The organism is Roseovarius sp. CAU 1744, assembly GCF_039839345.1.
Taxonomy (GTDB): Bacteria; Pseudomonadota; Alphaproteobacteria; order Rhodobacterales; family Rhodobacteraceae; genus Roseovarius.
Genome location: NZ_JBDOQV010000003.1, coordinates 295,710 through 318,965 on the forward strand (window position 1 = coordinate 295,710; position 23,256 = coordinate 318,965).

Annotated in this window: 27 protein-coding genes and 1 tRNA gene; 18 read left to right on the top strand and 10 right to left on the bottom strand. The window is 62.1% G+C overall.

The features are described from left to right. The first annotated feature begins 90 nt into the window (after positions 1-90). Positions 91-486, top strand: a complete 396-nt coding sequence (locus AAFO92_RS07860) for a RidA family protein (protein ID WP_347534163.1) — start codon at positions 91-93, stop codon at positions 484-486. A gap of 728 nt (positions 487-1,214) precedes the next feature. On the opposite strand, the gene AAFO92_RS07865 is transcribed toward AAFO92_RS07860, so the two are convergent. Both AAFO92_RS07865 and AAFO92_RS07870 read right to left on the bottom strand, forming a co-directional pair. Beyond that, a tRNA-Ala gene (locus tag AAFO92_RS07865) sits at positions 1,215-1,290 on the bottom strand. Positions 1,291-1,376: 86 nt separating this feature from the next. Beyond that, the gene (locus AAFO92_RS07870) at positions 1,377-1,700 is read right to left on the bottom strand and encodes a TIGR02300 family protein (protein WP_347534164.1); all 324 of its coding nucleotides are present in this window, start codon (positions 1,698-1,700) and stop codon (positions 1,377-1,379) included. 113 nt (positions 1,701-1,813) lie between these two features. Here AAFO92_RS07870 and AAFO92_RS07875 point away from each other — a divergent pair, with 113 nt between their 5' ends. Together AAFO92_RS07875 and AAFO92_RS07880 are read left to right on the top strand one after the other, a co-directional pair. Beyond that, positions 1,814-2,506 carry a SprT family zinc-dependent metalloprotease gene (locus AAFO92_RS07875; RefSeq protein WP_347534165.1) on the top strand — a complete coding sequence of 231 codons (693 nt, stop codon included), beginning with the start codon at positions 1,814-1,816 and terminating at the stop codon, positions 2,504-2,506. Between the two features lie 33 nt (positions 2,507-2,539). Continuing rightward, a complete protein-coding gene (locus AAFO92_RS07880) occupies positions 2,540-3,187 on the top strand; it encodes a GntR family transcriptional regulator (RefSeq protein ID WP_347534166.1) in 648 nt (215 codons plus the stop codon). A 7-nt stretch (positions 3,188-3,194) separates the two neighbouring features. On the opposite strand, the gene AAFO92_RS07885 is transcribed toward AAFO92_RS07880, so the two are convergent. Genes AAFO92_RS07885 through AAFO92_RS07895 form a run of 3 tightly spaced genes read right to left on the bottom strand, consistent with a single transcriptional unit; the run spans position 3,195 to position 5,455 of the window. After that, positions 3,195-4,157 (bottom strand): acetyl-CoA carboxylase carboxyltransferase subunit alpha, encoded by a 963-nt coding sequence (locus AAFO92_RS07885; RefSeq protein WP_347534167.1) that lies wholly within the window; start codon positions 4,155-4,157, stop codon positions 3,195-3,197. Positions 4,158-4,212: 55 nt separating this feature from the next. After that, complete coding sequence (locus tag AAFO92_RS07890) at positions 4,213-4,836, bottom strand: hypothetical protein (protein WP_347534168.1); 624 nt, start codon at positions 4,834-4,836, stop codon at positions 4,213-4,215. 16 nt (positions 4,837-4,852) lie between these two features. Next, the gene (locus tag AAFO92_RS07895; protein WP_347534169.1) at positions 4,853-5,455 is read right to left on the bottom strand and encodes a LysE family translocator; all 603 of its coding nucleotides are present in this window, start codon (positions 5,453-5,455) and stop codon (positions 4,853-4,855) included. An 82-nt stretch (positions 5,456-5,537) separates the two neighbouring features. Between AAFO92_RS07895 and AAFO92_RS07900 the strand changes: the two genes are divergently transcribed. From AAFO92_RS07900 to AAFO92_RS07910, 3 genes are all read left to right on the top strand, one after another. Continuing rightward, on the top strand, positions 5,538-5,981 hold the full coding sequence (locus AAFO92_RS07900; RefSeq protein WP_347534170.1) for an Lrp/AsnC family transcriptional regulator: 444 nt from the start codon (positions 5,538-5,540) through the stop codon (positions 5,979-5,981). Positions 5,982-6,065: 84 nt separating this feature from the next. Continuing rightward, the gene (gene smpB / locus AAFO92_RS07905; protein WP_347534171.1) at positions 6,066-6,542 is read left to right on the top strand and encodes an SsrA-binding protein SmpB; all 477 of its coding nucleotides are present in this window, start codon (positions 6,066-6,068) and stop codon (positions 6,540-6,542) included. A 137-nt stretch (positions 6,543-6,679) separates the two neighbouring features. After that, the gene (locus AAFO92_RS07910) at positions 6,680-6,949 is read left to right on the top strand and encodes a hypothetical protein (RefSeq protein ID WP_347534172.1); all 270 of its coding nucleotides are present in this window, start codon (positions 6,680-6,682) and stop codon (positions 6,947-6,949) included. Between the two features lie 73 nt (positions 6,950-7,022). On the opposite strand, the gene AAFO92_RS07915 is transcribed toward AAFO92_RS07910, so the two are convergent. After that, a complete protein-coding gene (locus AAFO92_RS07915) occupies positions 7,023-7,916 on the bottom strand; it encodes a hypothetical protein (protein ID WP_347534173.1) in 894 nt (297 codons plus the stop codon). Between the two features lie 222 nt (positions 7,917-8,138). On the opposite strand from AAFO92_RS07915, the gene sseA reads away from it, so the two are divergent. The 9 genes from sseA to AAFO92_RS07960 all read left to right on the top strand — a co-directional run bounded on the left by sseA (position 8,139) and on the right by AAFO92_RS07960 (position 18,572). Then, positions 8,139-8,993 carry a 3-mercaptopyruvate sulfurtransferase gene (gene sseA / locus AAFO92_RS07920; RefSeq protein ID WP_347534174.1) on the top strand — a complete coding sequence of 285 codons (855 nt, stop codon included), beginning with the start codon at positions 8,139-8,141 and terminating at the stop codon, positions 8,991-8,993. Position 8,994: 1 nt separating this feature from the next. After that, positions 8,995-10,179 (top strand): amino acid aminotransferase, encoded by a 1,185-nt coding sequence (locus AAFO92_RS07925; protein WP_347534175.1) that lies wholly within the window; start codon positions 8,995-8,997, stop codon positions 10,177-10,179. A gap of 86 nt (positions 10,180-10,265) precedes the next feature. Next, on the top strand, positions 10,266-11,966 hold the full coding sequence (locus AAFO92_RS07930; RefSeq protein WP_347534176.1) for a hypothetical protein: 1,701 nt from the start codon (positions 10,266-10,268) through the stop codon (positions 11,964-11,966). A gap of 80 nt (positions 11,967-12,046) precedes the next feature. Then, complete coding sequence (locus AAFO92_RS07935; RefSeq protein ID WP_347534177.1) at positions 12,047-12,940, top strand: fatty acid desaturase; 894 nt, start codon at positions 12,047-12,049, stop codon at positions 12,938-12,940. 61 nt (positions 12,941-13,001) lie between these two features. Continuing rightward, entirely contained in the window at positions 13,002-14,075 is a 1,074-nt protein-coding gene (gene pheS / locus AAFO92_RS07940) for a phenylalanine--tRNA ligase subunit alpha (RefSeq protein ID WP_347534178.1), read from the top strand. Between the two features lie 13 nt (positions 14,076-14,088). Continuing rightward, the gene (locus AAFO92_RS07945) at positions 14,089-14,451 is read left to right on the top strand and encodes an SMI1/KNR4 family protein (protein WP_347534179.1); all 363 of its coding nucleotides are present in this window, start codon (positions 14,089-14,091) and stop codon (positions 14,449-14,451) included. Positions 14,452-14,823: 372 nt separating this feature from the next. Then, positions 14,824-15,630 carry a polyhydroxybutyrate depolymerase gene (locus AAFO92_RS07950; RefSeq protein WP_347534180.1) on the top strand — a complete coding sequence of 269 codons (807 nt, stop codon included), beginning with the start codon at positions 14,824-14,826 and terminating at the stop codon, positions 15,628-15,630. A 99-nt stretch (positions 15,631-15,729) separates the two neighbouring features. Then, positions 15,730-18,129: a phenylalanine--tRNA ligase subunit beta gene (gene pheT / locus AAFO92_RS07955; protein WP_347534181.1), complete on the top strand. Its 2,400-nt coding sequence runs from the start codon at positions 15,730-15,732 to the stop codon at positions 18,127-18,129. Beyond that, entirely contained in the window at positions 18,126-18,572 is a 447-nt protein-coding gene (locus tag AAFO92_RS07960) for a GNAT family N-acetyltransferase (RefSeq protein WP_347534182.1), read from the top strand. Before pheT ends, AAFO92_RS07960 begins: the two co-directional genes overlap by 4 nt. On the opposite strand, the gene AAFO92_RS07965 is transcribed toward AAFO92_RS07960, so the two are convergent. After that, on the bottom strand, positions 18,569-19,450 hold the full coding sequence (locus tag AAFO92_RS07965) for a hypothetical protein (protein WP_347534183.1): 882 nt from the start codon (positions 19,448-19,450) through the stop codon (positions 18,569-18,571). The two genes, AAFO92_RS07960 and AAFO92_RS07965, sit on opposite strands and share 4 nt — an antisense overlap. 337 nt (positions 19,451-19,787) lie before the next feature. Between AAFO92_RS07965 and AAFO92_RS07970 the strand changes: the two genes are divergently transcribed. The 3 genes from AAFO92_RS07970 (at position 19,788) to AAFO92_RS07980 (ending at position 21,710) form a co-directional block, all read left to right on the top strand. Beyond that, on the top strand, positions 19,788-20,237 hold the full coding sequence (locus AAFO92_RS07970; protein WP_347534184.1) for a YtoQ family protein: 450 nt from the start codon (positions 19,788-19,790) through the stop codon (positions 20,235-20,237). Positions 20,238-20,397: 160 nt separating this feature from the next. Further along, entirely contained in the window at positions 20,398-20,793 is a 396-nt protein-coding gene (mscL, locus tag AAFO92_RS07975) for a large-conductance mechanosensitive channel protein MscL (protein WP_347534185.1), read from the top strand. A gap of 116 nt (positions 20,794-20,909) precedes the next feature. Then, positions 20,910-21,710 (top strand): mechanosensitive ion channel domain-containing protein, encoded by an 801-nt coding sequence (locus AAFO92_RS07980; RefSeq protein WP_347534186.1) that lies wholly within the window; start codon positions 20,910-20,912, stop codon positions 21,708-21,710. Between the two features lie 69 nt (positions 21,711-21,779). Here the strand turns inward: AAFO92_RS07980 and AAFO92_RS07985 are convergent, their stop codons facing one another. The 3 genes from AAFO92_RS07985 to AAFO92_RS07995 form a co-directional block, all read right to left on the bottom strand. Next, positions 21,780-22,130, bottom strand: coding sequence for a hypothetical protein (locus tag AAFO92_RS07985; RefSeq protein ID WP_347534187.1), 351 nt, complete (start codon positions 22,128-22,130; stop codon positions 21,780-21,782). Positions 22,131-22,283: 153 nt separating this feature from the next. Continuing rightward, the gene (locus AAFO92_RS07990; RefSeq protein WP_347534188.1) at positions 22,284-22,583 is read right to left on the bottom strand and encodes a hypothetical protein; all 300 of its coding nucleotides are present in this window, start codon (positions 22,581-22,583) and stop codon (positions 22,284-22,286) included. A gap of 127 nt (positions 22,584-22,710) precedes the next feature. Further along, entirely contained in the window at positions 22,711-23,187 is a 477-nt protein-coding gene (locus tag AAFO92_RS07995) for a lytic transglycosylase domain-containing protein (RefSeq protein WP_347534189.1), read from the bottom strand. Positions 23,188-23,256 lie beyond the last annotated feature (69 nt).

The window sequence follows — 23,256 nt, forward strand, 5'->3', positions numbered from 1 at the left end:
ACCGGTTGACATACGTGACGTATGCCAAATATCCACATACGGATCGTATCCAAATCAAACCCATGCAGCCACACGAAAAGGTCAACACCCATGCCCCGCAGCGAACCCGTTTTTCCCGCCAACCGCCATGCGCTCTACGAGACACATGGATATTCCGCCGCCATCCGTTCCGGCGATCTGCTGTTTGTCTCGGGGCAGGTCGGAACGCGGGAGGATGGCACGCCCGAACCTGACTTTGCCAAGCAGGTTGACCTGGCCTTTGAGAACCTGAAGGCTGTGCTCGAGGCTGCGGGCTGCACGCTGAGCGACATCGTGGATGTAACCAGTTTCCACACCGATCCCGAATCGCAACTGGAAACTGTCTTGGCTGCAAAGACCCGCGCCTTTCCGGCTGCCCCCTATCCAAACTGGACCGCCATCGGGGTCAACTGGCTGTCCGGGTTCGATTTTGAGATAAAGGTCATCGCACGTATCCCGACGGACTGAGCCTTTCCGTCGTGTTGGGCTACCGGTGCCTTGGGTCAGCGTTCGATCAATTCACGCCTGAATTCTGATCTCAGTCAGCGTGTATTGCACGTGAAAGGCATCATAGCGGCGGGAAAATCGGTGGGGCAAAATTCCGATGTCGACCCAGATGTGTCTTTTTCGTCAGATAGGTTTGCCTCTGGCGGGATATGAAAATGCCGGCGCATTGGCCGGCTTCTTTTGAGATCAGCTCAGGAAACGTCGCTTCGCCTGAAAATCATGTTGGCACGGATCCAAAGGCAGCGGCAGCGCGCCGCGATCAAGCTGTATCACGGCCTCGACGCCTGGTAGTCGCCTGCTCGCCGCTGCCAATTCAACCACCGAGATATGGCTCTTGGAAAACCGCTCATTGACTTGGCGCAGACATACCACCTGATGCGCCCGCTCTTACGCTCAACCTCGCGGTTGACCGCGCGGCCGGGTTCGGGACCCGTTTGGAAGCCGCGGCGGGCGAGCTCTTGGATGAGACTGGCTTGCCCGCACTGGTGCCGCCCCTCACGACGAAGAAATGGACGCTCATGGGCCATCCTCGGATTCGACAAGGGAAAGGGCTGCGCAATGATCTGCATACCATGGCCATGGATCGAGGCAGCATGAAATATCTAAGGCAAGACAGCACCCGCCTGCGCGGCACGGGCAAATCCCCTGACGAGAAAGGCAATACTATCTGGCTCTTTTCAAAGATAGTTTGGTGGAGCCTAGGGGGATCGAACCCCTGACCTCTTGCATGCCATGCAAGCGCTCTCCCAGCTGAGCTAAGGCCCCGTACCATGCGACCCGTCGGGTCGGTTCGCCGCTAATTAGGCAAAGCGGCGGGCGGGATCAAGTGGAAAATCCCGCCTTCGTGCTTGTCAGCTGTCGTCATCATCCGCGGCAACGTCGGCGATATCGTCCAGCGAGACATCATCGTCATCGTCATCGTCCAGGACATCATCCCCCAGATCGACATCGACGTCATCATCGTCCAGCACATCATCGGTGCTGTCGACATCGGCGTCCTTCATCTTCTTGGTCTCGGCATCCTCGGCATCGGCCGTGATCGAACGGCTCTTGCCGGTCTCCAGTTCGAACACCTCGCCCGTGTAGGGATTGATGATCGGATCCTTGTTCAGGTCGTAAAAACGCTTACCGGTGGTCGGGCACAGGCGCTTTACGCCCCATTCTTCCTTGGGCATGGGTCATCCCTTTCAAATCTCTGGTCTTGTCGACGATCCGCGCCACCTGCCATAACGTGCGGCAGGTGTCAAAGGCTTTGAAGCCCGAGGCGACAGGTTATTCAGGAGGCCATATGGGCCAACATCTTCTTCCCGGCAACCCCCCGGTGGAACTCACCCTGCGCCGGTCGCCGCGAGCGCGGCGGATTTCACTGCGCGTCTCGGGGCTTGACGGCATGGTGACACTGACCTTGCCGCGGGGGGTTTCCGAAGGCGAAGCGCTGGATTTCGCCCGATCCAAGGGTGATTGGCTGCGCGCGCAGTTGCAGGGCCAGCCCGGTCTGGTGCCCGTGGGCTGGGGGGGTGAAATACCGGTCGAGGGGCAGATACTGCGAATCGCGCGCGGCAACGGCAGGCGTGTGATGCGCGATGGCGGGGTGTTGCGTGTCCCCGGCCCCGAAGAGGGCGCGGCAACGCGCCTGCAGGCCTTCCTCAAGACGCTGGCGCGTGATCGCTTGGCAACCGCGTCCGATCGTTACGCGGCCGTGATCGACCGCGCCTACACCCGCCTGACCCTGCGCGACACTCGTTCACGCTGGGGCTCGTGCACGGCTCAGGGCGGGCTGATGTATTCCTGGCGGCTGGTCATGGCCCCGCCCGAGGTGCTGGAGTATGTCGCCGCGCATGAAGTGGCGCATCTGCAGGAGATGAATCATTCCCCCGCCTTCTGGGCGTTGGTCGAGCAGTTGATGCCCGGCTACCGTGGCCCGCGCCAATGGCTGCGCACGGAAGGTGCCGCGCTGCACCGGTATCGTTTCGGCGATTGACGCCCGGGTTTTTTGTGATCACAAGTACACTCCATGTTGATAACCAATCGGCCCGATCCGTCCCCGTCATCCCATGACCGCGTCTATCGCGGTCTGCGGACCCGCATCATGCATGGCGAGATTGCCCCCGGCCAATCGCTGACCCTGCGCGGCGTCGGCGAAGAGTTCGGCGTCTCGATGACCCCGGCGCGCGAGGCGATTCGCCGCCTCACCGCCGAGGGTGCACTGACACTCTCGAGTTCGGGACGGGTTTCCACGCCTGAGCTTGGCAATGAACGGATCGAAGAGCTGGCCGCGCTGCGTGCCCTGATCGAGGTTGAGCTGGCCAGCCGCGCCCTGCCGCGTGCCCATATCGCGCTGATCGACCGCCTGCAGAGCATCAACGGGCTGATCGCCGAACATATCGTCCGCCATGACGCGGTGGCGTATATTCGGCGCAATCTTGAGTTTCACCGTACGCTTTACCTGCGGGCGCAGGCGCCGGCGATGCTGGCCATGGCCGAAACCGTCTGGCTGCAGCTTGGCCCCACGATGCGTGCGCTTTACGGGAAACTCTCGCGCAAGGATCCGCCGCATTACCACCGGCTGATCATCGGCGCGCTCAAGGCCGGGGATGAACCCGGCCTGCGCCTGGCGGTCAGGTCAGACGTGACACAGGGGCTGAAAATGCTGGTGGGCTAGGCCCTGATCAGGCTGCCAGCCCCTTGTCGCCCATCGCCAGGAACTTTTTCCGCCGGTCCCTGACCAGGTCGTCCCGCGATTTGCCGCTGAGCTCTTTCAGCATGGCCGCAATCGCCTTGCCGACAGATTCGATCGCTTTCTTCGGGTCGCGATGCGCACCGCCCGTCGGTTCACTGATGATCCGGTCCGCGACTCCCAGCTTGGTCAGATCCTGGGCGGTCAGGCGCAGCGCCTCGGCAGCCTCGCGCATCTTTTCGGCGTCTTTCCACAGGATCGACGCGCAGCCTTCGGGGGAGATCACCGAATAGATCGAATGTTCCAGCATCGCCACGCGATTGGCCGAGGCAAAGGCAACCGCCCCGCCGGATCCACCCTCGCCGATCACGACCGAGATCAACGGCACCCCGATCTGCAGGCATTTTTCCGTGGCCCGGGCGATCGCCTCGGACTGACCGCGCTCTTCGGCGCCCTTGCCCGGATAGGCACCGGGCGTATCCACAAGCGTCACCACCGGCAGGTCGAACTTGTCGGCCAGTTCCATCAGCCGGATCGCCTTGCGGTACCCCTCTGGGCGGGCCATGCCGAAATTCCGCTCGATCCGGCTCTTGGTGTCGGCGCCCTTTTCGTGACCGATCACCACGACGGGCGTATCGTCCAGCCGCGCCAGACCGCCCATCACGGCCAGGTCATCGGCAAAGTTCCGATCACCTGCCAAGGGGGTGTATTCGCTGAACAGCTGTTCGATGTAATCCCGGCAATGCGGGCGCTCCGGGTGGCGCGCCACCTGGCATTTCCGCCAGGGCGTCAAATCCTTGTAGAGATCGCGCAGGATGCTCGCAGCTTTCTTGTCCAGTGCCGTTGCCTCTGCTTCGACATCCATATCCTCATTGGTCCGCGCCAGCGCGCGCAACTCTTCCGCCTTGCCTTCGATCTCGGCCAAAGGCTTTTCAAAGTCGAGGTAATTGGTCATTACGCCCTCCAACTGTCCCGCAGGGATATATGGCCGCGCCGGTGAGGATTTGCAATCACAACAAGGCCAGCCCGGCCCGCATCGCAAGCTCAGGCGAGGCAAGGACCGGGCAAGGCAGGCCCCGGGTATAGCTGGTCGCACCGGCCATCGAGGCCTGCGCCAACACCACGCAGCCCGGTGCCGGCCCCGATTGCACATGCTCGGCAACCGCCCGCGCGATCGCCATCTCGAATGCCTGGCTCTCGCCATTCTCGAATAGCGGCCAGAGATGCGACAGGGACAAGACATGTACCGGCGCCGCGTTGCCAGCCGCCAGCATGGCGGTCCGCAGCAGCTCCCGGCTGGGGGACAGGGTGCTTTGCAGGCAATAGACCATCAGGACCGGGCCCGCCGACTGCGCCGCGGCCTGCATCATCGGCTGATCGATGCGGATTGCGCCGGCGGCTTCGGCCATCGGGCCGATGGTGGTGCAGGTGCAGATCACCGGCCTGCGTGCCCCGGCCACTTCGCGCCGGATTTCCGCGGCCAGTTCCGGGCTGATGCCTTGCTGTGCCCGCTGCAGCCAGCCAGAGCGGATATTGTGGTGCATCGCCACCCCCGGCGCGATCCTGTCGCGCAGGGCGTCGAAGGTTTCGCTATGCACAACCGCCGTATGAAAAAACGTCAGAATCCTGGGCATCCCGCCCTCCAGGGGGTCAACCTTGTGACGGCCACAAGACCGGGATCAGCGTGGCCACCAGCAACACCGCCATCGCCCAGTTGAAGACGCGCAGCCGGGCCGGGCTTTTCAGGATCCGGCGCATCTGTTGGCCCAACACGGTCCAGCCCGTCGTGCTGAGGCACGACATGCAGACATAGACGCCCGCGACCCACACAACCGCTGGCAGGTCGCGGCTGCTGGCATAGAGGGTGATGGCCGACAACGCCATGCTCCACGCCTTGGGGTTGACCCACTGGAACGCGGCGGATTGAACGAAGGTCAGCGGTTTTCCCTCGGCCTGCGCGTTCTTCGGCGGCGCGGCATTGGCAATTTTCCACGCGAGGTAAAGCAGATAGGCCACGCTGAAGACCTTGAGAATCGTGTAGCTGACCGGCCACAGGTCAAACAGACCCATGATTCCGATCCCGACCAGCAGGATCATCGCCGGAAACCCGATGCCGATGCCCAGCATGTGCGGCAAGGTCCGGCGGAACCCGAAATTGGCGCCTGACGCCATCAGCATCAGGTTGTTCGGCCCCGGCGTGATGACGGTCACAAAGGCAAAGGCGACGAGAGCGGAGAGTAATTCAATAGTCATGCTGGCAACTCTACGGCGTCGCAAACGCATTTGAATTGCGAATTTTTGCGTTTACCTAACAAATATGCAATAAGATGCGGCAATGGATCAGATAGACGAAAATATATTGCGCGAACTTGTGCGCGACGGGCGGATCAGCAATCTGGAACTGGCCGACAGGGTCGGGCTGTCGGCCTCGGCCTGCCTGCGCCGCGTCGCCGCCTTGGAAAAGCGCGGGGTGATTCAGGGCTATCGCGCGGTCCTGAGCCGCCCCGCGATGGGGGTTGGTTTCGTCGCCTTCGCCGCTGTCGGCCTGAACTCGCACACCAAGGCCAGCCAGCAGGCCTTCGAACGCGCGATGGCGGTGGCGCCCGAAGTGGTGGAATGCCACAACATCACCGGATCAATCGAATACCTGCTCCGGATCGAGGTCGCGGACCTGCCCGCCTACAAGTCGTTCCACACCGATGTGGTAGGCACCTTGCCCCAGGTCGCCTCGATCACCTCTTACGTTGTGATGGGGTCCCCAAAAGATCTGCGCGCCTGAAACGCGGGCTTGGAACCCATGCCGCGACCGACTATGTAGGCGGGCCGCTGGACAGGCATCCGGCGCCCCGATAGGACAACACCCATGGCCAAGCCGAAGGACAACCCGAACTACAAGGTGATCGCCGAGAACCGGCGGGCACGGTATGATTATGCCATCGAGGACGACATCGAATGCGGCCTCATCCTGGAAGGGTCCGAGGTCAAATCCCTGCGCGCGGGCGGTGCGAACATCGCCGAGAGCTATGCGACCGTGGACGAAGGTGAGCTATGGCTGATCAACAGCTATATCGCACCCTATGACCAGGCCAAGACCTTTACCCACGACGAAAAGCGCCGGCGCAAGCTTCTGGTGTCGAAAAAGGAACTGTCACGGCTCTGGAGCGATACGCAGCGCAAGGGCATGACGCTGGTGCCGCTGGTCCTCTACTTCAACCATCGCGGGCTGGCCAAGCTCAAGATCGGGATCGCCAAGGGCAAGAAGAATGTCGACAAGCGCGCGACCGAGGCCAAGCGCGACTGGAACCGTCAGAAACAGCGCCTGCTGCGCCATGGCGAATAAAACCGGGGAATGCCAGAGCGGTTTTTCCCCTTAGGTTGGCCCCGGTCGTTCTGCTAGCCTGACCATGTACCGATGGCATGGGTCGCCCTGTGGCGGCCAGAAAATTCAGCCAGGGACACGACAGGAAGGGCATGTAAATGGAACTATTGATCAGCCTGATTGCGGGGGCCGTCGGCGGCAATATCGCCGGTGGCCTTCTGAAGAACGCAAATCTCGGCGTGCTTGTGAACTCGGTAGCCGGAATCGTCGGGGGCGGGCTTGGCGGTCAGATCCTCTCGGCACTGGGAACGGGCGGCGCGGGCGGCACCGATTTCGGCGCGCTCATCGGCCAGGCCGCCTCGGGTGGCGTGGGGGGCGGCGTCCTTCTGGCCGTCATCGGCCTGATCCGCAACGCCATGGCCAAGTAGTTCACCAGCCGGTCGGCCGGGACCAGCACTGCTTAATAACAGAAGATTCTTCCCGGCCTTAACAATGTCACTCCTAGCCCGGCAGCATTTCGTCCTCGCCCCAGACATTGACGGTCAGGGTGGCGGTGTCGCCGCCTTCGATTTCGTAGGTGAATTCGGTTTGTGCCACTTCACCGTCGAATAGGTCATCGAATTCGCCATTGGCGGAAAAATCAACCGTACCGTCCTCATACATGATTAGAAGCCCGCCATTGGATCCGATCACAATCTCGCCGATATTGTCGGGGCTTTCGTTGGTGCCCGTGACAACGCCGGTGTAATCGAAACCGTCCGTTGTATCGTTTTCCAGCACGGAAGATGCACCACTATCCAGATTGTCGGTGCTACCGCCGCTGCTAAAGGTCTCGGTTTCCGACACAGTCAGCACATCGTCATTGGCAACGTTAACTGGATCGGGTTCAGGATCGGTGTCGGGATCCGGCTCCGTCGGCGATTCGCCGCCCAGTTTCAGGGAATCTTCGCGTGATCCGTCCTCGGCGCCGACGCTGGTCAGCCGTGCGGCAAAATCTTGCCCCAGAAGTGCGTCGATTGTCAGGGCCATGTCACTGTGCGACAGGATAAAGCTTGTTTCTCGGATGTCATCCTCGCCAATGCCGGCGGTGCCGAACTGAATGCCGGAGTCGAACTTGCCGTATTCGTTGACGACTTCACCGTTGATGTTGGTATAGTTGTCGATTTTGGTGACACCTTCTTCCTTGAATTTCATCCCGGTGACATCGTCACCCGTCGCTGCCAGCCCGGTTGGGTCAATATCGCCCGCCAGGTCGAAGAAGATGGCGTTCAGATCGCCGATCGAGCCAGTATCGTCCAGAACCTCAAGATCGAATTTCAGGGTTCCGTCATCAAGCTCAGTAACGGTAATGCTGACATTTACGTCGCCGTGAAGAGTGAAGGAAAGAGTGCTCATACAGGTGTGTCTCCCAAGATGTCATTGCTCCCGCGCGCCACATTTAGGGAGAACTGGTTTAGAAATTGCGGCGGCAGGGGGGCGAAAATGCGTCGATTGTGATCAAAAAGGAAAAACACTTTTCACGGCCCGCGTGGTCCCCGGGCCGACACCCGAGCAGCCCCTTGAAGCGGGCTGCGCACGGGTGTAGCACCATAGCCGACCAAGGCGAGAGGGCGTGGCATGTCTGATGATCCGAAAATTCTGGTTTCAACCGACTGGCTGGGCGCGCATCTGAAAGATCCTGATCTGCGTGTACTGGATGGCACGTGGTTCCTGCCGACCGATGACCGCGACGCCAAGGCCGCCTTTGACGCGGCGCATATCCCCAATGCCCGGTTTTTCGACATTGACGACATCAGCGATCACCGTTCCGAGATGCCGCATATGGTGCCGGAGGTGGAAAAATTCATGTCGCGGCTGCGGGCGATGGGCGTCGGCGATGGCCATCAGGTGGTGGTCTACGATCAGCACGGGCTAATGTCCGCAGCGCGGGTCTGGTGGCTGTTCAAGTTGATGGGACAGGAGAACATCGCCGTTCTGGATGGCGGGCTGCCCAAGTGGATGGCCGAGGAGCGCCCGACCGAGGATCTTCCCCCGGTGATCCGGGACCGTCACATGACGGTTCGCCGCCAGAACCAGATGGTCAAGGATGTCACACAGGTCTCTTCCGCCTCGAAACTGGGGAACTACGAAATCCTCGACGCCCGCGCGGCCGCGCGATTCCGGGGCGAGGCGCCCGAGCCGCGCGAAGGGCTGCGCGCCGGCCACATCCCGGGTTCGAAATCAGTGCCCTATACCGACCTGCTGAACCGGAACGGCACGATGAAATCGCCCGACGATCTGCGCGCCGTCTTTGCCGCGGCGGGTGTGGACATGGCAAAACCCGTGATCACCAGCTGTGGATCGGGCATCACCGCGGCGATCCTCAACCTCGCGCTCGAGCGCATCGGCAAGACCGATCACGCGCTATATGACGGGTCCTGGGCCGAATGGGGCGCCTATCCGACCCTGCCCGTCGCGACCGGAGACAGCTGAGATGCTGGGCGCCCTGACCGAACAGCCCGCCGACAAGATCCTGGCGCTGATGCAGGCCTTTCGCGCCGACCCGCGCGAGGACAAGATCGACCTTGGTGTCGGTGTCTACAAGGATGCGAAGGGCCACACCCCGATCATGCGTGCGGTCAAGGCGGCCGAGCAGCAATGGTGGCAGGACGAGACCACCAAGAGCTACGTGGCGCTGGCCGGCGATCCGGGCTTCACCGAGGCGATGCGCAACCTGCTGCTGGGCGATGCGGTTGCCGCCGATACTGTTGCTGCGGCAGCAACGCCCGGCGGTACCGGCGCGGTGCGGCTGGCGTTTGAACTGGCGCGCATGGCCAATCCCGGTCTGCGGGTCTGGGTTTCCGACCCGACCTGGCCCAACCATGTCAGCATCCTCAAATATCTCGGGATCGACACGCAGACCTACCGCTATTTCGACGATGCCACCTGCGGCGTGGATTTTGACGGCATGATGGCAGACCTGGCCGCGATCCGCCCGGGCGACCTGGTGCTTTTGCATGGCTGCTGTCACAACCCGACCGGCGCCAACCTGAAGATGGCCGAATGGCAGGCGGTGATCGACCTGCTGAACCGCACCGGTGCCGTGCCGATGATCGACATCGCCTACCAGGGCTTTGGCGACGGGCTGGACGAGGACGCCGCCGCCACCCGCCTTGTGGCCGCCATCTGCCCGGAAACCCTGATCGCCGGCAGCTGCTCGAAGAATTTCGGCATCTACCGGGAACGCACGGGCATCCTGATGGCGGTGGCGCAGGATACCGGTCTGCGTGCCGTGGCGCAGGACAACCTGAATTCGCTCAACCGGCTGACCTATTCCTTTCCGCCCGATCATGGCGCCCGGCTGGTGACAATGGTGTTGCAGGACGAAGCCCTGCGCGCCGACTGGCAGGCCGAGCTGGAGGAGGTCCGTACCGGGATGCTGGCCCTGCGCCAGCAACTGGCGGACGAGCTCCGCCGGCTGTCGGGATCTGACAGGTTCGGCTTTCTGGCGCAGCACCGTGGCATGTTCTCTCGCCTGGGCGTCAGCCCCGAAATCGTCGAGAGGTTGCGCGCCGATCACGGCATCTACATGATCGGCGACAGCCGCATGAACATCGCCGGGCTAAACCGCGAAACAGTGCCGATACTGGCCCGCGCCATCATCGACGCGGGCGCCTAAAGGCCCGCTCGCCCGCCGGTCGCTGCCATTCTTCCCTGTTTTATGGTATTCTGCGCTTTATTGAACGCATTTTCCGGGGGGATTTCATGCCTGTTTTTCGCAGCACTACATTCTTATGCGGCGCGCTGATTGCCTGCGCCACGACAGCCAGCGCGGCGTCCTACAAATTCCAGAGCCTTCATCTGATCGGCGAAGAGCTTGGTTACGACAATGCCAAGCCGACCATTGCCGATAACGGCACCGTCGTTTTTCTCGACATCCGGGATTTCGCCACCGACGAGCGGATCATCGCGGTCGACGCGGCCCTGAACAAGACCACGTTGCTGGATTCCGGCGATCCGGTCACGCCGCTGAACGTGGTGGGGCCCGGTATCAGCGACGACGGTAAATTCGTCGCTTTCATGGCACGCCAGACGGTGCCCGGCAGCTTTCCGGTGGACCGTATCTACCGGGTCGAGGCCACCGGCGGGCCGCTGGTTCTGATCGCGGAACCGGGGCAGAACACAACCGGTGACGACCGTAACCTCAACCCGGTCACGATCCCCATTGGCGCTGCAAGCTGCCGCGGAAACTGCAGCGTCAGCGAAGAGGGCGCTTTGTTTGGCGGCAGCGGCAGCGTCATGTTCTCGACGCTCAGCAGCAGCGCCAATTCAACCGTGTCCTACGGCAGTGGCGGCACCGGACAGATTTTTGCCGAAGATGATGAGATCGGATTTCACGACAGCTTTCATCAAAGCGGCAACGGTTTCAAGATGGCGGTACTGACCTATGGCGGAGAACAGGAGGTGCGCGCCGGGCTGATCGGCTTTCAGAACTCGGTCAAGTGGATCGACACGAGCGGTCAGTATGACGCGTTCCGCAGCGTGAACATCAACGATCAGATCAACACCGCGGTCATCGCCGAGCGCGATCTGGGCGGCGAGGAGATCCTGGCCTTTCTGGGTACCGCAGGGTCCGACCCGTCCGTGTTTTCGACCTTTGCCTCGACCGATGGCGCCTTCGGCTCTTTCTCGGACCTGTCGCTGGGCGACAACAAGAACCTGGTCTTCAAGGCCACGCTAGATACGCCCGGATCGGGCGAGGCGATCTTTGTCGGCGCCGATCCGGTCAAGAACCGGGTTGTCGGACCCGGCGACAAGATCCTCAACAGAACCGTGCTTGCGGTGGATCTGGCACCCGCCGATGCGGTCAACGGCGCGGGCACGTTCGCCTTTGCGGTCCGCTTTACCAATGGCACCTCGCGGATCGTCAAAGCCTCGCGGATCAAGCTCAATTTCCTGCCCGAGGCGCTGGCGCAATTGTCGACACTGGGCGAATCGCGCACGATGAGCCTGTCGACCCTGGTTGATGTGCCACGGGGTATGTTCGACCTGTCCTTCGAGTATAATCTGCTGCAAAGCGACGGGTTGCTCGAAGTGTTCCTGGGCAACAACCTGCTGGGCAGCTTCACGGCGATTGATAACGGGCTGGCGATGATCAACGACATCGATCCGTTTGCACTCTTTGGCTCTTCGCTGCCGGCGCGTGCGCTTCTGGATTTCAGGCTGAGCGGCGGCCCTGACGTGACGATCCAGCTCGACAACGTGGTGATGCCGGGGCTGCTGAACGGTGACTTTGAAACCGGGTATTTCGATGGATGGCGGCCAAACGCCAATGGCGGTGCAATCGCGGTTGTGGCAACCCGACCCAGCATCATCCCCCTGCCATCAAGCGCCGGTCTGCTGCTGAGCGCCGTCGCCCTTGCCGGGCTCGGGGCAGGTTTCCGCCGCCGCTACCGTCGAAATTGAGGCCTCTGTCGGGCGGCACGGTGGTTGAACCCGACGCTGGCTGATATGATCCGTGCGCACGCCGGAGACGGGAACCCAGGATGGATCACAAGGCCTTCATCGCCACGCTGCCGCCCGATACGCTTGCCGCGCTGAACCGGAAATCGGACGCGGCCGGTCTGTGGCATCTGGCCGGTCACGGCGCGCTGATCCTGGGCCTTGCCCTCTGGATCGGGCTTGGCCTGCCGCTCTGGCAGCTGGCGCTGCTGGCGCAGGGGATCGCCCTGTGTTTTCTTTTCACGCTGGAACACGAAGCCACGCACAAGACACCCTTTGCGCGTGAATCCGTCAACGAATGGGTCGGGCGCATCTGCGGTGTTCTGATATTCCTGCCATTCGAGTGGTTTCGCTATTTCCACCTTGCCCATCACCGCCATACCAACATTCCCGGCAAGGATCCCGAGCTGACGGCCGGCGCCAAGCCGGAAAGCATCCGCGCCTACATCCTCCATGTCACGGGCCTGCCATACTGGTACGCCAATCTGAAACAGATATTCTGCAACGCATCAGGCCGCGATCCGGGTGCCTATGTGCCGAACCGCACGCATCACCGGGTGAGGACCGAGGCGCGGTGGATGCTGCTGATCTACGCCGGCGTCATTGCCAGCCTTTTCGTCACGCCGTTTCTGTTCTGGGTCTGGCTGCTGCCCTGCCTGCTGGGCCAGCCGTTTCTCAGGCTCTACCTGCTGGCCGAACATGGCCGCTGCGCCTTTGTCGCCGACATGCTGGAAAACACCCGCACCACCTATACCAACCGGATCGTGCGGTATCTGGCATGGAACATGCCCTACCATGTCGAGCACCACACGCTGCCACAGGTGCCGTTTCACCGGCTGCCCGCCCTGCACGACCATATGCGCGGACGCCACAAGGTGACATCGGACGGTTATGTCGCGTTTACCCGCGATTACATAAGCCGGATCGACGCGCCATAGTCTTGCAAGCGCCCGTCATGCGCGGTAACCCGCGTGCGGACCCATGTGCAGGACAAGAGTGATGGACGATCTACGCGACAAATACCTGGCAGCCATTGCAGCCGCCGCCGACGAGGCCGCGCTGGAAGACCTGCGCGTGCAGGCGGTGGGCAAGAAGGGCGAGGTCAGCCTGCAGATGCGCGAGCTGGGCAGGATGACGCCCGAGGAACGGCAGGTGGCCGGGCCCAGGCTCAACGCGCTCAAGGACGAGATCAACAGCGCCCTCGCGGCCAAGAAACAGGCCCTGGGCGATGCCGCGCTCGACGAGCGGCTCAAGACCGAATGGCTGGACGTGACCCTGCCGGGCCATCGCCGCCGTCCCGGTACGATCCACCCGATCAGCCAGGTGACCGAGGAAGTGACCGCGATCTTCGCCGATATGGGTTTCTCGGTCGCCGAGGGCCCGCAGATCGAAAGCGACTGGTACAATTTCGACGCGCTGAACATCCCCGGGCACCACCCCGCACGGGCCGAGATGGACACGTTCTACATGCACCGCGACGCGAAAGATGATCGCCCCCCGCACGTGCTGCGCACCCATACCAGCCCGGTGCAGATCCGGTCGATGCAGGACCACGGTGCGCCCATCCGCATCATCGCCCCCGGCCGCGTCTACCGCGCCGATTACGACCAGACCCACACGCCGATGTTCCACCAGGTCGAAGGGCTGGCGATTGACCGCGACATCTCGATGGCCAACCTGAAATGGTGCCTTGAGGAATTCGTGAAGGCGTTTTTCGAGGTCGACGATGTCGAGTTGCGCTTCCGTGCCTCGCATTTCCCCTTCACCGAACCCTCGGCCGAGGTCGATATCCGCTGCTCGTGGGAGGGCGGGACGCTGAAGATCGGCGAAGGCGACGACTGGCTCGAGATCCTGGGCTCCGGCATGGTCCACCCCAAGGTGCTGGAGGCCGGCAATATCGACCCGAACGCGTGGCAGGGCTTTGCCTTCGGCATGGGCATCGACCGGATCGCCATGCTGAAATACGGCATCCCCGACCTGCGCGCATTCTTCGATTCAGACCTGCGCTGGCTCAGGCACTACGGCTTTTCATCGCTCGACGTGCCGACGCTGCATGGTGGGTTGTCGAGGTAATCCGGTTTACCCAATGTACGACATTGAGAAGTTGGAAGCTTTCTGGAACGTCAAAGTTCCCAACGATCTCAAGACTTATTGGATGAATACAGAAACTTTCGAAGGTTTTTGCAGCGACAATCCCGAAAGCGAATATGTCCGTTTCTGTAGTGCTCAAGATTCACTTGCAGAATTTAGTTTGGAGACACGGGAATTCATGCCGTTTGGATTCCTGCCGTTGGGTACGAATGGAAGCGGTGAACTCATAGTTTTTGCGGCAGATCATGGATATGGCCTGCTGCCGTCTGTTCACGGTGGGGCAAACGACTTTCATTCAATCGCAAACAGCCTGAAAGAATTTTGGGAAAAGTCGAAGAATGGTAGTTGGTTTGATTAACGCACCGCTGAGCGCGTCGCATTTGGTCGGTTTGGATTTGTAGTGCTGAGCGTTCGCCCGGGCGGGTGCGGAACGCGCCCGCCGTGGGGCGGGCGGACGCGTGCCTGCCACTGGCGTGACAGGCGGGTCAAATGATTGTCGTGGTTTCAAATTCGCCAACTCTTGCGGGTAGGTGAGCAGGCCTTCAGAAACCTCTACGTGGGAGAGTTTTGCCTGCGAACGGGCGGAGCCCCCGGACTGGCGATCGCGCGGCGGCGCTACGCGCCTTGATTCCGCGCGCAGTGCATTGCCTCCAGGATTTCTGACACGCTTGTGACGTGACATCTTAAATGTGCCGGATAAAGTTCCCGCAAACAACGTGGGAAATGTGTGATGCGAAGGTTGGTATTGGTTCTTTCGGTTTTCTTTGCCGTTCCGGCATTCGCGGCCGACAGGGCGGACCCGGCCTGCCACGCGGAGATCCCCTGCCCGTTGGGCGATCGCTCTTACCATGTCAGGGAACCGGACGGCTGGGATGGCACCTCGCCGCTGCCGGTGCTGCTGCATTTTCATGGCTGGATGCGCGAGGGGGCGCTGATCGTCAAACACCGGCGCATCTCGGGCGCGACGCGGCGGCGGGGGGTGCTTTTGCTGGCGCCAAACGGCCATCGCAAGACCTGGGATTTCTGGGACAGCGCCACCGATGACGTGGGTTTCGCCGAAGCGGTGATCGAGGATGCTGCCAGGCGCTATCCGATTGATCGCGCGCGCATCTATGTCTCGGGCTATTCCTTCGGTTCGGCCATGGCCTGGCGCTATGCCTGCGAAAACGGCAACGGGGTGGCGGCCCTGCTGGCAATATCGGGCACGCTGCGGCAGACCGAACCCTGCCCGCAGGCCCCGCAGGAGGTGCGCCATGTGCACGGCACCGCCGACACGGTGATGGATTTCCCCTTTGGCCCGGGCGGAGACGCAACATATCCCGTCACGCTCTGGCGTCAGAAATTCGGCTGCGACGCCGCGCGGGACGAAGGGCCGTGGCAGATCGTCGACTGGCTGACGCTTGACCGGACGATCTGGGACGACTGCCGGACCGGCAAGGTAACGCTTGATATCCACGATGGCGGCCATTTCATCCCCCATGGCTGGATCGGCTGGCAGCTGGACGAACTGCTGGGCCGCACCCCCGCCTATCCCTGATCACCGCTTTTTCGCGCCATCCTCCGCTGCGGGCTTCCCCCTTTTGCGCATATCCGCTAAAGCGCACGGGACATATGACTGACCCGCGGAAGACCGACCATGAAATTCACGCTGTCCTGGCTGCAAGACCATCTTGAAACCACCGCCTCGGTGGCCGAGATTTCCGACGCGCTGACCGATCTTGGGCTCGAGGTCGAAGGCATCGAGAACCCGGCCGAGCGGCTTGGCGATTTCACCCTGGGCAAGGTTCTCCATGCCGAACAGCATCCCGATGCCGACCGGCTGCGGATCTGCAAGGTGCTGACCGACGAGGGCGAGTTGCAGATCATCTGCGGCGCGCCCAACGCCCGCACCGGGATCACCGCCGTCATCGCCAAGCCCGGCACCTACGTGCCCGGCATCGACACCACCATCGGCGTCGGCAAGATCCGTGGCATCGAAAGCCACGGCATGATGTGTTCCGAACGCGAGATGGAGCTGAGCGACGAGCATGACGGCATCATCGAACTGCCCTCGGGCGAGGTGGGGGAACGGTTCGTCGATTGGCTGGCGCAAAACGACCCGTCCAAGATCGACCCGGTGATCGAAATCGCCATCACCCCCAACCGGCCCGATGCGCTTGGTGTGCGCGGGATCGCACGGGATCTGGCGGCGCGCGGCCTGGGAACGATGAAACCGGCCAAAACCGCTCATGTCGAGGGCCAGTTTGCCAGCCCGATCACGGTGACCATCGACGACGACACCCGGCAAAACGGCTGCGAGGTATTCGCCGGGCGGCTGATCCGCGGCGTAACCAACGGCCCCAGCCCCGACTGGCTGCAGAAACGCCTGCGCGCCATCGGTCTGCGGCCGATCTCGGCTCTGGTCGATATAACCAACTTCTTCACCTATGACCGCAACCGTCCGCTGCATGTTTTTGACGCCGGCAAGGTCAGGGGCAACCTGCGGGTTCACCGGGCGCAAGGCGGCGAAACGCTGATGGGGCTCGACGAGAAGGAATACAGCTTTGGCCCCGGTCAGGTGGTGATTTCCGATGACGAGGGGATCGAATCCATCGGCGGCATCATGGGTGGGCTGGCAACCGGCTGTACGTCCGAGACCACCGATGTCTTTCTCGAGGCCGCGGTCTGGGATCATATCCAGATCGCCAGCACGGGCCGCGCGCTCAAGATCAACTCGGACGCGCGCTATCGGAATGAACGCGGCATTGATCCGGCCTTCAACATGGAGGCCGTCGACCTGGCCACCCAGATGATCATCGAGCTGTGCGGCGGCGAGCCGTCGAATATCGTCGTCGCCGGAGAGGTGCCGGATGTCCGCCGCGCCTATACGCTCGACCCGGCGCGGGTAAGCTCGCTGGTGGGCATGGACATTCCCGAATCCGAACAGCGCCAGACGCTCACGGCTCTTGGCTTCAGGATGGAAGGCAACAGGGCCCAGGTGCCCAGCTGGCGCCCGGATGTGCGGGGCGAGGCCGACCTGGTGGAAGAGGTGGCGCGCGTGGCCTCGCTGACCAAGCTGGTGGGCAAGCCGCTGCCGCGCGCCCAGACCGGGGTGCCGAAACCGATCCTGTCGGGGGCTCAGCGGCGCGAACAGATCGCCCGGCGCACTACCGCCGCGCTTGGCTATAACGAATGCGTCACCTACAGCTTCATCGACCAGGCCAGCGCCGCGCTGTTCGGCGGCGGCGATGACGCCACCATGCTGGCCAACCCGATCAGCTCCGAGATGAGCCATATGCGCCCCGCGCTCCTGCCCGGCCTGCTGCAGGCCGCCGCGCGCAACCAGTCTCGCGGACAGATGAACCTGGCGCTGTTCGAGGTCGGCCAGGCCTTTCACGGCGGTGAGCCGGGCGACCAGCACCTGCAGGTTAGCGGGCTGCTGGTTGGCCAGACCGGACCCAAGGATGTGCATGGCGCGGCCCGTGCCGTGGATGTCTATGACGTCAAGGCCGATACCGAGGCGGTGCTGGCCGCGCTTGGCGCACCTGCCAAGGTACAGATCCTGCGCGGTGGCGATGGCTGGTGGCATCCGGGCCGGCATGGCCGTATCTGCCTTGGCCCCAAGAAGGTACTGGGCGTCTTTGGCGAAATTCACCCGCGCATCCTGCGCGCCCTGGATGTCAAGGGCCCGGCGATGGGCTTTACCATCTGGCCTGCCGAGATCCCGCAACCCCGCAACCAGAGCGCCAACCGCGGCGCACTGACCCTGCGTGACCTGCAGGCGGTCGAGCGTGACTTTGCCTTTGTCGTCGATGCGGATGTCGAGGCGCTGACCCTGGTCAATGCCGCCGCGGGCGCCGACAAGACCCTTATCGAGGATGTCCGCATCTTTGACGAATTCATCGGCGGCAGCGTGGGCGAGGGCAAGAAATCCCTGGCCATGACCGTGCGCCTGCAACCGACCGAGGCCACGTTGAAGGATGCCGAGATCGAGGCGGTTTCCGCCAAGATCGTCGAAAAGGTCACCAAGGCAACGGGCGGTACGCTCAGGGGGTGAGGGCGCCGTCTTATACCTTGCGCCGCGCCCTGCCCGCGGATGCCCCCGCGCTGACCGGTTGCATCACCGCGGCCTACGCCGAATACGCCGCGCAGGGCCTCGAACTGCCGCCGGTCGCCGAAGGCGTGTTGATGGACATTCGCGACAACGTCGTCTGGGTCGCGGCCGATGGCAGGAACATCCTGGGCGGCGTGATCCTGTCGGTCCGGGGCGACACCGCCGACCTGATGAACATCGCAGTGCATCCCGGCGCGGCGGGTCGGGGCGTGGGCCGCGCATTGATCGGGGCGGCGCTGGATACCGCCAGAGAGGCCGGGCATTCGGTGGTCGAGCTTGCCACCCATCGCGACCTGCCGCAGAACGTGGCGCTTTACGAGCATATGGGCTGGAAGGTCACCGGCCGAAGCGGCGTCAAGGTTCACATGGCGATCACGCTGGATTAGCCGCCGGCCAGTTCGATACCAGGATGCGACTCTCGGATCTCGTGCCAATGCCGCTCATAGGCATCGGACAATTGCCGCGCCTCCTCGGGTGACCAGAGGGTAAAGGCCGGATTCGCGTCCGAGATCGGATGCCGCCGCGCCGCCTGACGGACAATCCGGCGCGCGCGATCGCGCGAACTACCGTCGTGCAGCTGCGGCAGAATCTGCCGCATCGCTTCGCCGGATAATGTCCTGAATGCGTGCGCCTGCGGCGCTGGATCAAATCCATCAGCAATCGCCGAGAAAACCATTGGCCCGCAGTCCGCAAAATCTTCATAGCGCCAGATTTTGATCTCAGCGGCCGGAAAGGCCTCGCGCAGATCGGCCACCACATCCGCCCAGCTGCGCGCGAACGGAAGAAACCCGGCGCGCAACGCCTCGGGGTCAAAAACCTTGCCACGGCGTATCGCGGTGGTGACGCTTGATGACAGGTAGGGGCCGTAATCGCGCAGCGCGAAAAGAATGCGGTTATTGGGATGATCCAGCGGTGCCGGCAATCTTGAAAGTTTGCGTTTGAGGCCGGGATAGAGACTGTTTCGGCGCAAGTTGTTCCCGGTCGATCCAATCAGGTTCTCCTCGGACAGAACTATCTGGTTGATGGCCGGATCGGCGGCGAAGGCAGTCAATTGCCGGGTGGCATCCGAAATCTTGCCTTGCCGATCCTGCGGCGCGGTATCGCGCCGCAGATCACCGGGCAGGATCAGCCCAACCCCCTTCGCCCGCAATGCCGCCCGCTCGGCGGCCAGCACGGATTGGATATAGGTCGTGGCGGTCTTGTGCGCGCCCAGATGCAGCACCAGCCGGCGGGTTTCCAGAAATTCCTGCAACGCGTCGCTCATCGGTTGCGGGCTCCGGTCAGGATTTCGGCCAGCACGTCACAGACCAGCCGGATGCGGTACAAGCCCCTGCCCGCGCGCCGCCCGCCGGCCATGATCCCTGGCCAGGCGTCGTCTCAGGGCGCGGACATGGTTGCGGTCACGGTCATCGGGCAAAGCATTCATAGAAACACCTAAATCCATGCTGCGATTTGAGGCAATTCCTATTTGTTGGCTTGTGGACACCCCGCCGCGACCGGGCCGCTGGCCCGATATCCGGTAGCCTGCAGGAAATAGGGGTTTGCACCGGCCACGCGCGGCGCTAAGTCAGAGTCTGACCAAGCGAACCGGAGGCCTCGACATGACCCTGAACATCTATCTCTCGGGCGAGATTCACACGGACTGGCGTGACCAGATCATCGACGGCGCAATAGGTCTGGATGTACGTTTCTCCGGCCCGGTCACCGATCACGCCGCCTCGGATGATTGCGGCGTGGCCATCCTGGGCGACGAGCCGGACAAGTACTGGCACGACCATAAGGGTGCGATGATGAACGCCATCCGCACCCGAAGAGGGATCGAGGAGGCCGATATCGTCGTGGTCCGGTTCGGCGAGCAATACAAGCAGTGGAACGCCGCCTTTGACGCGGGCTTTGCCGCAGCACTTGGCAAATCGCTCATCATCCTGCAGCGCCCTGAGCATGACCATGCGCTCAAAGAGGTTGATGCCGCCGCCCTGGCCGTCGCCCGAGAGCCGTCGCAAGTGGTGGATATCCTGCGCTACGTGCTCGAAGGCACGCTGCCGGGTTAAGCCACCCCCGAAAACCACGCAATCATTCCCGGCGATTTCCCGCCCCGAGGGAAAATTGGCGGGTTTTTCCCACTATCGATGTCTGAACAAGTCTGACAATCCGTGCTATCACTGAAACGCGGACGCGAACAGGCCGCATAACCAAAGTGGTGAGGGACAAATGATTCAGGAATTCAAGGATTTCATTGCCAAGGGCAACGTCATGGACATGGCGGTAGGTATCATCATCGGCGCGGCGTTCACGGCGATCGTCACATCGATGGTGGATGATCTGATTACACCGATCATCAGCCTGTTTACCGGCGGGATAGATTTTTCAGGTTTGGGCATCCGGCTTTCGGAAGGTGAAGACGGCGCTGTGTTTGCCTATGGCAACTTCATCATGGCGCTGATCAATTTTCTCATCATCGCATGGGTCGTGTTCATGCTGGTCAAGATGGTGAACCGCGTCAAGGCGGCGGCCGAGAAGCCCGAGGAGGCAGCCCCCGAGGTCGAAACCGGCCCGAGCGAGCTGGACGTGCTGCTTGAGATCCGCGACTCTCTCGCGAAGAAGTAGCGACACCCGAAACAAATTCGCAACAGAAAGGGCCTGCCATCGCGCAGGCCCTTTGAATTTTGCCGGTGCACAACTAGCTGGCGTTCAGAAACGCCTTAACGAACGGGGGGAATGGGATGGAACAGATCATCGAAGAAGCTCTCAGCTACGGGCCGCTGATCATCAACGCGATCAAGGCGCTGGTGGTACTGATCGTCGGCTGGATCGTGGCCGGCATGGTGGCCCGGCTGGTCAGCCGAAAGGTCAATGCCAACGAACAGATCGACAACACGATCGGGAATTTCGCCGCCAACCTCGTGAAATGGGTGATCCGCCTGATGGTGGTGATGGCGGTTCTGGGTCTCTTCGGGATTGAGGCCACCAGCCTTGTCGCGGTCATGGGCGCGGCCACGCTGGCCATCGGCATGGCGTTGCAGGGCACGCTTTCCGATCTGGCCGCGGGGCTGATGCTGGTGATTTTCCGCCCGTACAGCCAGGGGCAGTATGTCGATATCGGCGGCACCTCGGGCACGGTCAAGGAAATCGCGCTGTTCTTCACCGAGCTGGTGACACCCGACAACGTTCAGGTGATCGTTCCCAATGGCAAAGCCTGGGGCGAGATCATCACCAATTATTCCCACCACGATTCCCGTCGCCTGGATCTGACCTTCGGCATTGATTACGGGGATGACGCCGACACCGCGAAAAAGCTGATCTCCGACATCGCCGCCGCAGAGCCGCGTATCCACGATGACCCCAAACCCTGGGTGCGGGTCACCAACCTGGGTGACAGCAGCGTGGACATCACCGCGCGGCTATGGTGCGACAATGCCGAATTCTGGGATCTGAAATTCACCCTGACACAACAGATCAAGGAAGCGTTGGACGACAAGGGCATCTCGATCCCCTATCCGCATCAGGTCAACGTGCAACGCTGAGCCACAGACCAACCGCAACCAGAGATGGCGGCAGGCCGGTGGACGCCGGGTTGGCCATCAGGCCGGATGTCAGCCGTGGACAAGCCAGCGCAACAGCATGGCTCTTGTCGCCGAATGACGCGCGGGCATGTCAAAAAGCTCGGTTTCGGTAGGGAAATCCGGTTTCTCGGGCGCTTCGTCAGGCAGCGGCTCGGGCTCGGACCCGGTGGAATTGGCCGTTCCGGAGGGCGGGAAATAGTCGATAAACAGGAACACGTCCTCGGTTTCGATGTTCGTGAACCCGCTATCCGCCGACATGCCGCCATCGCCGCCTGACGGGTTATCCGCCGCGGTGTCGGGCGTCACGTAAAGATCCGTCAGGTCAGCCGGTGGCATATCTTCCGCTATCGGCGTATCAAAGTATGAATCCAGAAATGGCATGGTCTTCTCCTTCGCTTGGTATGTTGCTGTTCCGGCGGCCATGACCACATGACCAGGCCGCGCTTGTCAGGTACCGGCGGACAGGCCGGCCGCGTAAAACGCCATTGGTGTTCGGTGGTGAAACGGGGCCGGTGTGCCCCCGGCAATCAGGGCTCAGCCAACAGGCCCCTCGTCAAGCAGGGTGCTGATTACGGTGTCATCGTGAAAGAAATCATCCTGCCAGGTTTCCTGCCCCGGCGTGAGCCTTGAGAACGGCTGCGTTCCATAGAAATACAGCGCCAGATCTTCGTCACTGTCCAGGGGTTCCGATGGATCCAGCAAACCGGTCGTGGTCTGGCCGGGATCACTGACCGGCCTGAGATAGTCAAGCGATGCGATACCCGTCAAATCAATTGGTGGCGTATCCTGATCCGCCGGCTGGTGAAATTGAATCTGGTCTGTAAAGAAAGCCATTTGATCCTCCCGTGGCTGAAATTCCGTCATGCCCACACTCACGGGTGGAATGCGGGTTTGGTTTCAGCAGGAGATGTCACAAGCACGTGAGCACGGGCTGGCGGGAGAGGTAGCGCCTCTTGCCGCGTCACCGGCAGTGTTTGGCGATTTCCCGGTCAAGCAGCCCGGTCTCGACCAGCAGGCAGCGGTTGCGCGCCTCGTAGTAATAGCCGCGCGCATACCACATGACCGCGCGGTCCATGTTCCCGTCCGAGACAAGCCAGGCGCCGCGCAGGTATTTCACCGCCCAGCGCAGGTTGGTTTCGGCATCCAGCAGGTCGCGCGGCTGGCCGCGGAAACCCATCACCCCGGCGGTTTCGGGCAGGATCTGCATCAGCCCGAAATAGGGGCCGTTGCGCGCCTTGGGACGATAGTCGCTTTCGCGCTGGATGACCTTGTGCACCAGCGGGCGCGGCACCTGGTAGACATCCGCGTACTGGTTGATCAAAAGGCGCAGCGCCGGGGTCTCGTTGGGGTAGAGCCCCGGTTCACGCGGGGTTTTCTTGTCCGGTGCGGCACAGGCTGCAAGCGACAGTGCAAGGATCAACAGTGAAACGCGAAACATGACAAACCTCCGAACCGGTACCGCCCGCGCGCAAAGAACCGCAGAACGGGCGGCTGTGCAAGGGTTCAC